The sequence below is a fragment of the Flavobacterium sp. GNP010 genome (assembly GCF_056428945.1).
Map to the genome: position 1 here is coordinate 86878 of NZ_JBWJVK010000010.1, position 15026 is coordinate 101903.

Here is a 15026-nt window from a genome sequence, read left to right on the forward strand (position 1 = left end):
ATCAAAATTGATTAAATTTGCACCGCAATACAACAAACTACACAACAATGATTCATTTCTTTGAAAACCAAAGTAAAACCGTTTTTGCAGTACAAACGCAAAACGAAATCTCAGCTCAAGACATTTCAAAACTCAATTGGCTTTTTGCCGACGCACATATTCTAGAAAAATCCGTACTCACGGATTTTTTTGTTGGACCTCGTGCCGCTATGGTTACACCATGGAGCACTAATGCAGTAGAAATCACTCAAAACATGGGGATTTCTGGAATTATTAGAATTGAAGAATTCGAAAAGGTAGCAGCTGAGTTTACTGATTTTGATCCAATGTTACTTCAAAAATACTCGGAATTACATCAAGATATATTTACTGTAAATATTGAACCTGAAGCTATTTTAGAAATTGATGATATTGATGCCTATAACAAACAAGAAGGTTTAGCTTTAAGTTTAGAAGAAGTTGAATACTTAGATAATTTGGCAACCAAATTAAGCAGAAAACTTACGGATTCTGAAATTTTTGCTTTCTCACAAGCCAATTCTGAACACTGTCGTCATAAAATTTTTAATGGAACTTTTGTAGTGGATGGCGAAGAAAAACCAACTTCATTATTCAAATTAATCAAAAAAACATCGGAACAAAATCCTAGAGATATTGTTTCAGCTTATAAAGACAACGTAGCTTTTGTTAAAGGTCCGAAAGCCACACAATTCGCACCAAAAAGTGCTGACAAACCAGATTTTTACGAAGAAAAAGAATTTGAATCGGTATTGTCATTAAAAGCAGAAACACACAATTTCCCAACAACTGTGGAACCTTTCAACGGAGCTGCAACAGGTTCTGGAGGAGAAATTCGTGACCGATTGGCTGGTGGACAAGGTTCATTACCATTAGCAGGAACAGCGGTTTACATGACTTCCTATTCGAGATTGACCAACAATCGTAAACACGAAGAAGCTATGGCGGAACGTCCTTGGTTGTATCAAACACCAATGGATATTTTGATTAAAGCCTCAAATGGAGCTTCAGATTTCGGAAACAAATTCGGACAACCATTAATTACAGGTTCGGTTTTAACTTTCGAACACGAAGAAACCACCCCTAACCCCTCCAAAGAAGGGGAATTAAAAAACCGCAAGTTAGGTTATGACAAAGTAATCATGCAAGCAGGTGGAATTGGGTACGGAAAATTAGATCAAGCGATTAAAAAGAAACCACAAGAAGGTGATAAAATTGTCATTCTTGGTGGAGAGAATTATAGAATTGGAATGGGTGGAGCTGCCGTTTCATCTGCAGATACAGGAGCTTTTGGTTCTGGAATTGAATTAAATGCGATCCAACGATCGAATCCAGAAATGCAAAAACGTGCCGCTAATGCCATTCGTGGTTTAGTGGAAAGTGATTACAACCCAATTGTTTCTATTCACGATCATGGTGCAGGTGGACATTTGAATTGTTTATCTGAATTAGTTGAAGAAACAGGAGGATTAATCGATTTAGATAAATTGCCAGTTGGAGATCCTACACTTTCTGCCAAAGAAATCATAGGGAACGAATCTCAAGAAAGAATGGGATTAGTGATTGGTGAGAAAGACATGGACATCTTACAACGAATTGCCGATAGAGAACGCTCTCCAATGTATGAAGTGGGCGTGGTTACTAATGATCATAGATTTACCTTCCAATCCGAATCTACAGGTTTAAAACCTATGGATTATGCTTTGGAAGACTTTTTCGGAAGTTCCCCAAAAACAATTATGAATGACAAAACAATTGCTAGAAATTATAGCAATTCAGAATATAACTCGAAAGAAATTCCAACCTATTTAGAGCAAGTTTTACAACTTGAAGCTGTGGCTTGTAAAGATTGGTTAACGAACAAAGTCGACCGTTGTGTAGGTGGAAAAGTAGCCAAACAACAATGTGCTGGACCGTTACAATTACCTTTAAATAATGTAGGTGTAATGGCTTTAGACTTCAAAGGAAAAGAAGGAATTGCCACATCCATTGGGCACGCTCCTATTTCGTCTTTAATTGATCCAGTTGCTGGTACAAGAAATGCTATTGCTGAGTCACTTTCTAACTTAGTTTGGGCACCATTGAAAGATGGATTAGATTCAGTTTCTTTATCTGCAAACTGGATGTGGGCTTGTAAAAATGAAGGTGAAGATGCTCGTTTATATGAAGCGGTTCAAAGTTGTTCTGATTTCGCTATCGAATTAGGAATTAATATTCCAACCGGAAAAGATTCGCTTTCGATGAAACAAAAATATCCGAATGATGAAGTAATTGCACCAGGAACGGTTATTATTTCAGCTGCTGGAAATTGTTCAAATATTACGAAAGTTGTAGAGCCAGTTTTACAACATAATGGCGGAAATATTTACTACTTAAACTTATCTCAAGATGCTTTTAAATTGGGAGGTTCGTCATTCAATCAAACACAAAATAAAATAGGTAATGAAACGCCTACTATCAAAAATGCTGCGTTCTTTAAAACAGCATTTAATACGTTACAAGATTTAATTAAAGAAAGAAAAATCAAAGCCGGACACGATATTGGAAGCGGTGGATTAATCACAACTTTATTAGAAATGTGTTTTGCCGATGTGAATTTAGGGGCAAATTTCGACTTAACTTCTATTAATGAAATCGATTCTACTAAATTATTATTTTCAGAAAATATTGCAGTAGTTTTCCAAGCAGATGCGGAAGTAGAAGCCATATTTAAAGCGAATGGCGTTGAAATTTTCAATATTGGAACGGTTACTAATTCGGATACTATTTCTATTGTGAATCATGAAGATACATTTAAATTTTCTTCAAAAAAATATAGAGAAATTTGGTATGAAACATCCTTCTTATTAGATCAGAAACAAACCAAAAATGGCAAATCATTAGAGCGTTATGAAAATTTCGCGAATCAACCTTTACAGTTTACTTTCCCATTACATTTTGACGGAATCCTCACCCCCAGCCCCTCTCCAAAGGAGATGGGAGATAGACCAAAAGCGGCAATTATTCGTGAAAAAGGAAGTAATTCGGAACGTGAAATGGCAAATGCTATGTATTTGGCCGGTTTTGATGTTAAAGACGTTCACATGACCGATTTAATTTCTGGTCGCGAAACCCTGGAAGACATTCAGTTCATTGGAGCCGTTGGAGGTTTCTCTAACTCTGATGTTTTAGGCTCTGCCAAAGGATGGGCTGGAGCATTTAAATATAATGAAAAAGCAAATACAGCTTTGAAGAATTTCTTTAAAAGAGAAGATACGATATCGGTTGGAATTTGTAATGGGTGCCAGTTGTTTATGGAATTGGAATTAATCAATCCAGAACATAAAGTTCATGGGAAAATGTTGCACAACGACAGTCAAAAACACGAAAGCATTTTTACATCAGTAACGGTTCAAGAAAACAATTCGGTAATGTTGTCTACCTTAGCGGGAAGCACTTTAGGTGTTTGGGTTTCGCACGGGGAAGGAAAGTTCAATTTACCTGAGCCAGAGGAAAATTATACTATTGTCTCTAAATATGCTTACAATAGTTATCCAGCAAATCCTAATGGCTCTGATTTTAATGCGGCTATGCTATGTGACAAATCTGGTCGCCATTTGGTGATGATGCCGCATATTGAGCGTTCTACTTTTCAATGGAACTGGGCAAATTATCCAAAAGATAGGAATGATGAAGTTTCGCCTTGGCATGAAGCTTTTGTAAATGCTAGAAAATGGGTTGAGAAAAATTAATTTAATTATAATATGCAAAGTGCTTTCGAAAGGGAGCGCTTTTTTTACATAATTAAAACAACATATGCACAACGATATTAAAAATTAGTAATCTTCAGACCAATTGAATTTTTCTTTTACAATATTACTTTTTTCCTTTTTAATATAGTCTAATAGTGCACCAGCTGCAGGAGAGTGTTTTTTCCCTTTGAGCCATATCAAACTCCAAGTAGTTTTAATTGGCAAACCCTTAAAGGGAATGATTTGTAATTCCTTGTTTATGAGTTCGTTTTTTATTCCTATTAATGGCATAATAGAACATCCTAAACCTGCAATAACTGCCTGTTTAACCGCTTCATTTGAAGTGAGCTCCATTTTTTTTCGAATTAAAACAGTATTTCTCTCAATAAAATTTTCCATCATTTGACGTGTTCCAGAACCCTTCTCTCTATAAATAAGTGGTATTTCTGTAAATATGTCTTTTGAATTTTCAAGCCTTTTAGAATCTGTTTTGCTATTGGCAACCAAAAACAATTTGTTTTGCAATAAATCTAATTTTTCAATATTTAAAGAAGCAGGCAATACCGATACTAGTGCAAAATCAATTTCATTTTTCTCCAAACTACTGATTACACGACTCTTATTGGTAACATCCATTTGCAATTCAATTCCAGAATTTACTTTCATAAAATCAGCTAGAAAATATGGCATTACATATTTGCCAGTTGAAACAATAGATACTTTTAATCGTCCTGTTAATTGCCCCTTATAGGCCATGGTTTTGAAATTGATAGTCTCTACCTGATCGATTATGTTTTGAGCAACCTCAGCAATTTCAATTCCAAACTCAGTTACATACAATCTTCTACCAACCACTTCAGTTAATGGAATATCAAATTGATCCTGAAAATTTTTAAGTTGAATAGAAACAGCTGGTTGCGTTAAGTGAAGTTCCTCTGAGGCCTTAGTGACACTCTGCGTTTTAACAACTTTTAAAAATATCTGAAGTTGATGTAAAGTATAATTCATAGATTAATTTAATGATAACTATTACAAATGTAAATAAAAAACAACCAAAAAGAATAACTATCTTTATTGTTAATTATTTAATTTTTTATTTGAATAAATTTAATATTATATAATTATATTTATCTTTTTAAGTAAATAGCTAAAATAAACAGAACTACCGCACCAAGTGTGCCATAAACAAACTCTCTATCATTACATTTTCTAATATTTTGAATTAGTAGCCAAATACTAAGATAATGATTTTGCATGGAGAAGTTTATTATATTCGCTTAACTGAAAATTATATTCAGTTAAGCGAATAATTCTTTTTTATGATTCAAAAAGTAAATTCAAACCTAGAAATGGTTTTTTAAATAATTACTTACTACCTTCATTTATTTTTTTTGCATTGCTTCGAAGTCTAATTTTTGGTTAAAACCAATTAAGAAAACTTCAAAACCAGCATTTATTCCCTTTCGTATTTCAAAACTTTAACCACATTATAATTGCGACACTAGCACTCAATTATCATTCCCTTTTAAAGTTCAAAACTTCATACTTTAAATCCAATAAATAGGGTACTATTTAATCTCCAAATACAAAAAATTAAGTTCTTAAGAATAAACGTTGCCATAAATACCCAGCAATATTTAAGGTGGCACAGACACCTAAAATCGAAATATCATCAGCTACTTAGAAGATTTTATAAAAATAGCTGTTTACTTTTCTGTAAAAAAGTAAGAAGTCATCTTGGTAACGAATTCATTTAGAAAACCTATGAAAATCAAATTCGTAGTTTACTATCAACTTTTTACACTTAATTCAAAGAAAACGATTTCGTAAAAAGTGTCATTTCTAGTTTAATTTTTCATTTAATTTTTGAAATTTAACAATTTTTATTAAATTTTATTTAATTTGCGCGTCAATTCAATTTTCGCATAATGACTTCAATCACCAGACTTTTTGATTTTCCCTATTATCAACAAAATAAATACACTTCAATTCCAGATGCTTTAACAACAAAGCAAAATGGAGTTTGGATAAAAACTTCTACACAAGAATACATTGCAAAAGCAAATGCTGTTTCGAGAGCACTTTTGAAAATGAATGTTCAAAAAGACGATAAAATTGCCATTATTTCTACTAATAATAGAACCGAATGGAATATTATGGATATTGGTGTGTTGCAAACTGGTGCGCAAACTGTTCCCATTTACCCAACAATTTCTGAAGATGATTACGAATATATCCTGAATCACTCTGGCGCAATCTACTGTTTTGTATCAGATGCAGAAATTTTAAGGAAGATAAATTTAATTCGTGATAAAATTCCAAATGTGAAAGAAGTCTATTCTTTCAACGAAATTGAAGGCTGTAAAAACTGGAACGACTTACTAATTTTAGGTGTTGATACTGGAAATCAAAGCGAAGTTGAGGATCGAAAAAACAATGTGCAATCCAAAGATTTGGCCACTATCATATATACTTCTGGCACAACAGGAAGACCAAAAGGAGTGATGCTATCACATCAAAATATTGTTTCAAACGTATTGGACAGTGCTTCCAGAATTCCTTTTGAAGCAGGAAAAACCCGTGCACTAAGCTTTCTACCTATTTGCCATATCTTTGAAAGAATGATATTATATTTATACCAATACTATGGAGTTTCAATATATTTTGGTGAATCAATTGATAAAATTAGTGACAATCTAAAAGAAGTTAGACCAACTGTCATTACGGCTGTTCCAAGACTTTTAGAAAAAGTATACGATAAAATTTACGCCAAAGGAACTGAGTTAACAGGCATCAAAAAGAGTTTATTCTTTTGGGCAATAGATTTAGGACTGCGTTATGAACCTTACGGCAAAAATGGTTTTTGGTATGAGTTCCAACTAAAAATTGCTCGCAAACTTATTTTTAGCAAATGGAAAGAAGGTTTGGGTGGCAATCTTGATCTAATGGTTTCAGGTAGTGCCGCTTTACAACCACGATTGGCTCGAATATTTGCAGCAGCAGAAATTCCAGTAATGGAAGGATATGGTTTAACCGAGACTTCTCCTGTAATATCCGTTAACGATATTAGAAATAACGGTTTCAAGGTTGGTACCGTAGGGAAAGTAATTGATAATGTCGAAGTGCTAATTGCAGAAGACGGCGAAATTCTTTGTAAAGGACCTAATGTGATGATGGGATATTACAAAGACGAAAAATTAACTAGCGAAGTAATTACGAACGGATTCTTCCATACAGGAGATATTGGAATTTTTGACGATCAAGGCTTCTTGAAGATCACCGATCGTAAAAAAGAAATGTTCAAAACCTCAGGAGGAAAATACATTGCACCGCAATTAATTGAAAATACAATGAAACAATCTCGTTTTATTGAACAAATTATGGTGATTGGTGATGGTCAAAAAATGCCAGCAGCTTTCATTCAACCAAGTTTTGAGTTCATCAAAGAATGGGGCGTTATCCATGGAATTGATGTTGGAAAAAGCAATGAAGAAATTGTTTCTAATGAAAAAGTTATTGCCAGAATTCAGGAAGAAATTGAGAGTCTCAATGAAAAATTTGGAAATTGGGAGAAGATAAAACGTTTTGAACTTACACCTGACGTGTGGTCTATTGAAGGCGGACAGCTCACTCCAACTCTAAAACTGAAACGAAAAATAGTGATGGAGAAATATATTGATTTGTTCCATAAAATCTATAATTAGCCTTTAATAAAACCGTTCCGCTATGAAACTAAAAGTCTTGATTTGCTCCGTTATAAGTGTGTTCTTTTTTTCTAATTGTCAAGAAAAACAAAAGCAAGATTCCATAAAGGACAATTATTTAGACTTTTCTAAACGGGACGACCAGCTAACTGGTGGCATCAAAATGATTCCGATTAAAACGCCTAAAGGCACATTCAACGTTTGGACAAAACGAGTGGGCAACAATCCAAAAATAAAAGTGTTGCTATTACACGGTGGGCCGGGATTGACGCACGAACTCTATGAATCTTTTGATGGGTATTTTCCTAACGAAAGCATTGAATACATCTATTACGACCAATTGGGTTCGTATTACAGTGACCAACCGAAAGATAACAGTTTATGGACCAATGAACGTTTTGTAGATGAAGTAGAGCAAGTACGCATCGCATTAGGCTTAGACAGTTCTAATTTTTACCTGATGGGACAATCTTGGGGCGGAATCCTCGCAATGGAATACGCTTTGAAATATCAAAAAAACCTAAAAGGCTTGATTATCTCTAATATGATGGCGAGTGCAGCGGAATATAATGCTTACGCAAAAGACGTTCTGGCTCCGCAAATGGATCCAAAAATCCAAAAACAATTGCAGGATATCGAGAATAATAATGATTTTGATAATCCAAAATACAGTCAATTACTATTCAAATATTACTACACCGAACATATTTTGAGAATGCCACTCGAGAAATGGCCAGAATCCATCAACCGTTGTTTCAAGCACATTAATCCTAATGTATATGTGTATATGCAAGGTCACAGTGAATTTGGTATCACCGGTAATGCAACCCTTAAAAATTGGGATGTAAAAGCCAGACTGAAAACCCTAACAGTTCCTACCTTAAGTATTGGCTCTAAATACGACACGATGGATCCCGAACACATGAAATGGATTGCTAACGAAGTTCAAAACGGACGTTTCTTGTTTTGCCCTAACGGAAGTCACCTTTCGCAGTATGATGATCCCAAAACCTATTTTCCAGGAGTAATCAAGTTTTTAAAAGATGTGGACAATGGAAGTTTTAAAACATCTTAAAAATAATTTCAATTGAAAACCACGAAAAGCCTTCGTGGTTTTTTGATTTTACTAAGAGAATAAAAACTATAAAACGGTTTACTTACTATCTAAAAAATAGCGATTCCCAACATTGCTAAACTATTACTACTTATCATAAAAAAAGTCTGTAGTTGAACTCATTTTGGATTATTTCTTCCTTTTTATTTGCGTAAGGGACCGAAGTGGTATCCTTTTATAAAATCCCATTTTTTTTTGGGATTTTATAAAAGATATAACGGAGCGCCCGACCCGCAGGGATACGCCCAAAAAAAATAATTCGAAAAATTAGTTTAAAGAACTCTATTTCAGTGTAGTTTTTTTATATTTAATATCTTTTAACAAAAAAATAGTCGAATATATTATGCGTGCATAGTATTTTTTATTATATTTGAAATCGATATAGTTACTTATGAAAGATAAAACGATAGATTATATTTTACGTGCCACTTGGCAAGCTGTGGCTAGAATGTATAATGAGGAAGCGTCGAAATACGATGCGAGTATGGCTACCGGATTTGCTTTATTGAGTATAGACAAGGAAGGTGGAACGCCATCGACTTCTTTAGGTCCAAAGATGGGGATGGAAGCAACAAGCTTGACAAGAACCTTAAAATCAATGGAGGAAAAAGGTCTAATTATTCGAAAGAAAAACCCGGAAGATGGTCGCGGTGTATTGATTTACCTTACTGATTTTGGTAAAGAAAAAAGAGAATTATCTAAAAATACCGTTTTGAAATTTAATGAAACGGTTAAGCAGCATATTTCAGAAGAGAAACTGCAACACTTTATAGAAGTTGCAGATACCATTAATGAATTAATTATAGATAAAAATATTTTTAATCCTACAAGTGTCAACGAATTAACAGAGAAAATAGAAAACGAAATCTCATAATATAAAGTAGTGATGCTTTTGAACGAAATCTTTTCAAATACCAAACAAATATAACAAAGTATGAAACGCACAATTAAAAAAGTTGCAGTGATTGGATCCGGAATTATGGGCTCAGGAATTGCTTGCCATTTTGCCAATATTGGGGTAGAAGTCCTATTATTGGACATTGTTCCGAGAGAATTGAAAGATGCAGAAGCAAAAAAAGGTCTTACGCTGGAAAGCAAAGTAGTAAGAAACCGATTAGTGAATGAGCATTTATCCAACTCTTTAAAATCGAAGCCCTCTCCTATTTACAGTCAAAAATTTGCTAGCCGAATTACTACTGGAAACACAACGGATGATATGGCTAAGATTGCTAATGTAGATTGGATTATCGAGGTAGTTGTGGAGCGTTTGGATATTAAAAAATTGGTTTTTGAACAAATTGAAAAATTTAGAAAGCCAGGAACTTTGGTAACATCAAACACTTCTGGGATTCCAATTCACTTTATGAGCGAAGGACGCAGTGAAGATTTCCAAAAACACTTTTGCGGGACACACTTTTTTAACCCAGCGCGTTACTTAAAATTATTCGAAATCATCCCTGGTCCACAAACTTCAACAGAGGTTTTGGATTTCTTAACTATATACGGAGAAAAATTCTTGGGAAAAACTTCGGTTGTTGCGAAGGATACTCCAGCATTTATTGGGAACCGTATTGGTATTTACGGAATTCAAAGTTTGTTTCACTTGGTAAAAGAGTTGGGATTAACGATTGAAGAAGTTGATAAATTGACTGGCCCAGTTATTGGTCGTCCAAAATCGGCTACTTTTAGAACTGTAGATGTAGTTGGATTGGATACTTTGGTACATGTTGCCAATGGAATTTACGAAAATTGTCCAAATGACGAACAACACGAGTTGTTTAAACTTCCAGAATTTGTCAATAAAATGATGGAAAACAAATGGTTGGGAAGCAAAACAAATCAAGGTTTCTACAAAAAAGAAGGAAAAGATATTCTTACTTTAGATTTAGACACTTTAGAATATAGAGCAGCCAAAAGAGCTTCATTTGCAACTTTAGAGTTAACTAAAACTATTGATAAACCCATCAATAGATTTAAAGTTCTTGTAAAAGGGAAAGACAAAGCAGGAGAATTCTACAGAAAAAGTTTCTCTGGAATGTTTGCTTATGTTTCGAACCGTATTCCTGAAATATCTGATGAATTATACAAAATAGACGATGCCATGAAAGCTGGTTTTGGATGGGAAAATGGACCATTCGAAATTTGGGATGCTATTGGTGTTGAAAAAGGAATTGAAATCATGAAAGCCGAAGGTCTTGAGCCTGCTGCTTGGGTTACTGAAATGATTGCTTCTGGAAGTAAAAGTTTTTACACTATTAAAGAAGGAGCTACCTATTTCTACAATATTCCAACTAAATCACAAACTAAAGTTCCGGGTCAAGATGCTTTTATCATCCTGAACAACATTCGCGAAACGAAAAAAGTTTGGAGCAATAGCGGTGCTATCATCCAAGATTTGGGAGATGGAATTTTGAATTTAGAATTCCAATCTAAAATGAATACCATTGGAGGTGATGTTTTGGTTGCTATCAATAAAGCGATCGATTTGTCCGAAAAAGAATATCAAGGTTTGGTTATTGGAAATCAAGCAGCAAATTTCTCTGTTGGAGCCAATATCGGAATGATTTTCATGATGGCAGTAGAGCAAGAATATGATGAGTTGAATATGGCCATCAAAATGTTCCAAGACACGATGATGCGAGTGCGTTATTCTGGAATTCCAGTAGTAGTTGCTCCACACGGAATGACTTTTGGTGGAGGTTGCGAAATGAGCTTACATGCAGATAAAGTGGTTGCTGCAGCCGAAACCTATATGGGTCTAGTTGAATTTGGTGTTGGGGTTATTCCTGGCGGCGGAGGTTCGAAAGAATTGGCGATGCGTGCATCTGATTTATTCCGTAAAAATGATGTGGAATTGAATGTTTTACAAGAATATTTCATGACTATCGCTATGGCAAAAGTATCGACTTCGGCTTACGAAGCATTTGATACTGGACTTTTACAACACGGTAAAGATATTGTAGTGGTAAATAAAGACCGTCAAATTGCCGAAGCTAAGAAACATGCCTTATTAATGGCCGAAGCAGGCTATACACAACCAATTAGAAGAACGGATGTGAAAGTTTTGGGTAAGCAAGCCTTAGGAATGTTCTTAGTAGGAACCAATCAAATGGTTGCTGGTAAATACATCTCGGAACACGATCTAAAAATTGCAAACAAATTGGCGTATGTAATGGCTGGTGGAGATCTATCAGAACACACTTTGGTATCTGAACAATATTTATTAGACATTGAGCGCGAGGCATTCTTGTCACTTTGTACCGAAAGAAAAACACTAGAGCGTATCCAGTTTATGTTAACCAAAGGGAAACCACTTCGCAATTAATTTTAAATTATAAATTATGAATTTTAAATGCCTTTCAATTATTTCAGGATTTAAAATTCAAAATTCAAAATAATAATTATGAAAACAGCATATATCGTAAAAGCATACAGAACAGCCGTAGGTAAAGCACCAAAAGGAGTTTTTAGGTTTAAAAGACCTGATGAATTGGCTGCCGAAACCATCGAATTCATGATGAATGAATTGCCTGATTTTGATAAAACCCGTATTGACGACGTTATGGTAGGAAATGCCATGCCGGAGGCAGAACAAGGTTTGAACGTAGGACGATTAATCTCTTTAATGGGATTGAAAGTAGATGATGTACCAGGAGTTACCGTGAATAGATATTGCGCTTCAGGGCTAGAAACTATTGGAATGGCAACTGCAAAAATTCAATCTGGAATGGCACACTGCATCATTGCTGGTGGAGCTGAAAGCATGAGTTTTATTCCAATGGGAGGCTACAAACCAACTCCGGATTATGCTGTCGCAAAAGCTGGAAACGAGGATTACTACTGGGGAATGGGATTAACATCCGAAGCAGTGGCGAAGCAATTTAACATCTCGCGTGTAGATCAAGATGAATTTGCTTTTCAATCACACAATAAGGCCTTGAAAGCACAAGCAGAAGGAAAATTTGATAAACAAATTGTACCTATTACAGTAGAGCAAACTTTTATCAATGAAAATGGTAAAAAAGAAACCAAATCATATGTTGTAACTAAAGATGAAGGTCCTAGAGCTGGAACTTCACTTGAAGCATTGGCGGGTTTAAGACCAGTTTTTGCTGCTGATGGTAGTGTTACAGCTGGAAACTCTTCGCAAATGAGTGATGGAGCCGCATTTGTTCTAGTGATGAGCGAAGAAATGGTAAAAGAATTAAACTTGGCACCAATAGCACGTTTGGTAAACTTCGCCTCTGCAGGAGTGGAGCCAAGAATCATGGGAATTGGTCCCGTAAAAGCAATTCCAAAAGCATTAAAACAAGCTGGATTAACTTTGAATGACATCGATTTAATTGAGTTAAACGAAGCTTTTGCTTCACAAGCGTTAGCAGTAACTCGTGAGTTGAACTTGAATCCAGATATTATCAATGTAAATGGTGGAGCAATCGCATTAGGTCACCCACTGGGTTGTACTGGAGCTAAATTATCTGTTCAGTTATTCGACGAAATGAAACGTAGAGGAAGTAAGTACGGAATTGTAAGTATGTGTGTAGGTACTGGACAAGGCTCTGCAGGTGTTTACGAACTTTTGTAAGCTTAGATTTTAAATAAAAAACATATTAAAAAATAAAAAAATGGCAGATACAATTGAAAAAAACGTAACCCGTGGTGGTCAGTTTTTAGTTAAAGAAACAAAATGTGAAGATATTTTCACACCTGAAGATTTCACAGAAGAGCAATTAATGATGCGTGACTCTGTAAAAGAGTTTGTAGACAAAGAGTTGTGGGCACACAAAGATCGTTTTGAAAAAAAGGATTATGCTTACACGGAAGAATCCATGAGAAAAGCTGGTGAGCTTGGACTTTTAGGAGTTGCAGTTCCAGAGGCTTATGGCGGATTAGGAATGGGATTCGTATCGACAATGTTAGTTTGCGACTATATTTCTGGGGCAACAGGTTCATTCTCGACTGCTTTTGGTGCACACACTGGAATTGGAACTATGCCAATTACTTTGTATGGTTCGGAAGAACAAAAACAAAAATATGTTCCAAAACTTGCTTCAGGTGAGTGGTTTGGTGCGTATTGTTTGACAGAGCCAGGTGCTGGATCTGACGCAAATTCGGGAAAAACAAAAGCTGTTTTATCTGAAGATGGAAAATACTATACCATCACAGGGCAAAAAATGTGGATTTCGAATGCAGGTTTCTGTAGCGTATTTATCGTTTTTGCTCGTATTGGAGATGACAAAAATATTACCGGTTTCATTGTAGAAAACACTTCAGACAATGGAATTTCAATGGGTGAAGAAGAGCATAAATTAGGTATTCGTGCTTCCTCTACACGACAAGTTTTCTTTAATGAAACTAAAGTGCCTGTTGAAAACATGTTATCTGAAAGAGGAAATGGTTTCAAAATTGCCATGAATGCTTTGAACGTAGGTCGTATCAAATTGGCTGCTGCTTGCTTGGATGCACAACGAAGAGTGATTTCTGGTGCAGTGCAATATGCTAATGAAAGAATCCAGTTCAATACAGCCATTGCTCAATTTGGTGCAGTTCGTTCTAAATTAGCTGAAATGGCAACTAGCTGTTATGCAGGAGAAAGTGCTTCTTACCGTGCTGCTAAAGATATTGAAGATCGTATTATTGCTCGTGAAGCAGAAGGAATTTCTCATCAAGAAGCAGAATTAAAAGGGGTTGAAGAATATGCTATCGAATGTTCCGTATTGAAAGTAGCGGTCTCTGAAGATGTACAAAATTGTGCTGATGAAGGGATTCAAATTTTTGGAGGAATGGGCTTCTCAGAGGATACACCGATGGAAAGCGCTTGGAGAGATGCTAGAATTGCTCGTATCTATGAAGGCACCAATGAAATCAACAGAATGTTATCTGTAGGAATGTTGATCAAAAAAGCTATGAAAGGTCACGTAGATTTACTAGGACCAGCTTCAAAAGTTCAAGAAGAATTAATGGGAATTCCATCTTTTGAAACTCCTGATTATTCTGAATTGTTTGCAGAAGAAAAAGAAATGATTGGCAAATTGAAAAAAGCGTTCTTAATGGTAGCAGGTGGAGCGGTTCAAAAATATGGTCCAGATTTAGATGCACACCAACAGTTGCTTATGGCTGCCTCCGATATCTTAATTGAAATCTACATGGCTGAAAGCACAATCCTTAGAACTGAAAAAATGGCTAAAAAAGAAGGAGAAGCAAAAGTACAAGAGCAAATAGCAATGGCTAAATTATACTTGTACAAAGCAGTTGACATTGTAACTCAAAAAGGGAAAGAAAGTGTAATTTCTTTTGCTGAAGGAGATGAACAACGCATGATGCTAATGGGTTTACGTCGTTTTACAAAATACACCAATATGCCAAATATTGTAGCGTTAAGAGAAGTAATTACAACAAAATTAGTAGCAGAAAATACATACTGTTTCTAATTGTAGAAAATTTTGTTTTTAGTATTTT

Annotated in this window: 8 protein-coding genes; 7 read left to right on the forward strand and 1 reads right to left on the reverse strand. The window is 35.2% G+C overall.

The features are described 5' to 3' along the window. Window positions 1-47 precede the first annotated feature (47 nt). Complete coding sequence (purL, locus tag AC061C_RS06240) at window positions 48-3749, forward strand: phosphoribosylformylglycinamidine synthase (protein WP_478290446.1); 3702 nt, start codon at window positions 48-50, stop codon at window positions 3747-3749. Window positions 3750-3833: 84 nt separating this feature from the next. On the opposite strand, the gene AC061C_RS06245 is transcribed toward purL, so the two are convergent. After that, entirely contained in the window at window positions 3834-4757 is a 924-nt protein-coding gene (locus tag AC061C_RS06245) for a LysR family transcriptional regulator (protein ID WP_478290447.1), read from the reverse strand. 920 nt (window positions 4758-5677) lie between these two features. Between AC061C_RS06245 and AC061C_RS06250 the strand changes: the two genes are divergently transcribed. The 6 genes from AC061C_RS06250 (at window position 5678) to AC061C_RS06275 (ending at window position 14998) form a co-directional block, all read left to right on the forward strand. Then, window positions 5678-7453, forward strand: coding sequence for an AMP-dependent synthetase/ligase (locus AC061C_RS06250; RefSeq protein ID WP_478290448.1), 1776 nt, complete (start codon window positions 5678-5680; stop codon window positions 7451-7453). A gap of 22 nt (window positions 7454-7475) precedes the next feature. Beyond that, the gene (locus AC061C_RS06255) at window positions 7476-8528 is read left to right on the forward strand and encodes a proline iminopeptidase-family hydrolase (RefSeq protein ID WP_478290449.1); all 1053 of its coding nucleotides are present in this window, start codon (window positions 7476-7478) and stop codon (window positions 8526-8528) included. 430 nt (window positions 8529-8958) lie between these two features. Continuing rightward, window positions 8959-9441, forward strand: coding sequence for a MarR family winged helix-turn-helix transcriptional regulator (locus AC061C_RS06260; protein WP_478290450.1), 483 nt, complete (start codon window positions 8959-8961; stop codon window positions 9439-9441). A gap of 60 nt (window positions 9442-9501) precedes the next feature. Beyond that, on the forward strand, window positions 9502-11892 hold the full coding sequence (locus tag AC061C_RS06265) for a 3-hydroxyacyl-CoA dehydrogenase/enoyl-CoA hydratase family protein (RefSeq protein ID WP_478290451.1): 2391 nt from the start codon (window positions 9502-9504) through the stop codon (window positions 11890-11892). A gap of 78 nt (window positions 11893-11970) precedes the next feature. Then, window positions 11971-13152, forward strand: a complete 1182-nt coding sequence (locus AC061C_RS06270) for an acetyl-CoA C-acyltransferase (protein WP_417943369.1) — start codon at window positions 11971-11973, stop codon at window positions 13150-13152. A gap of 40 nt (window positions 13153-13192) precedes the next feature. Next, window positions 13193-14998, forward strand: coding sequence for an acyl-CoA dehydrogenase FadE (locus AC061C_RS06275; RefSeq protein WP_417943370.1), 1806 nt, complete (start codon window positions 13193-13195; stop codon window positions 14996-14998). Window positions 14999-15026: the final 28 nt, after the last annotated feature.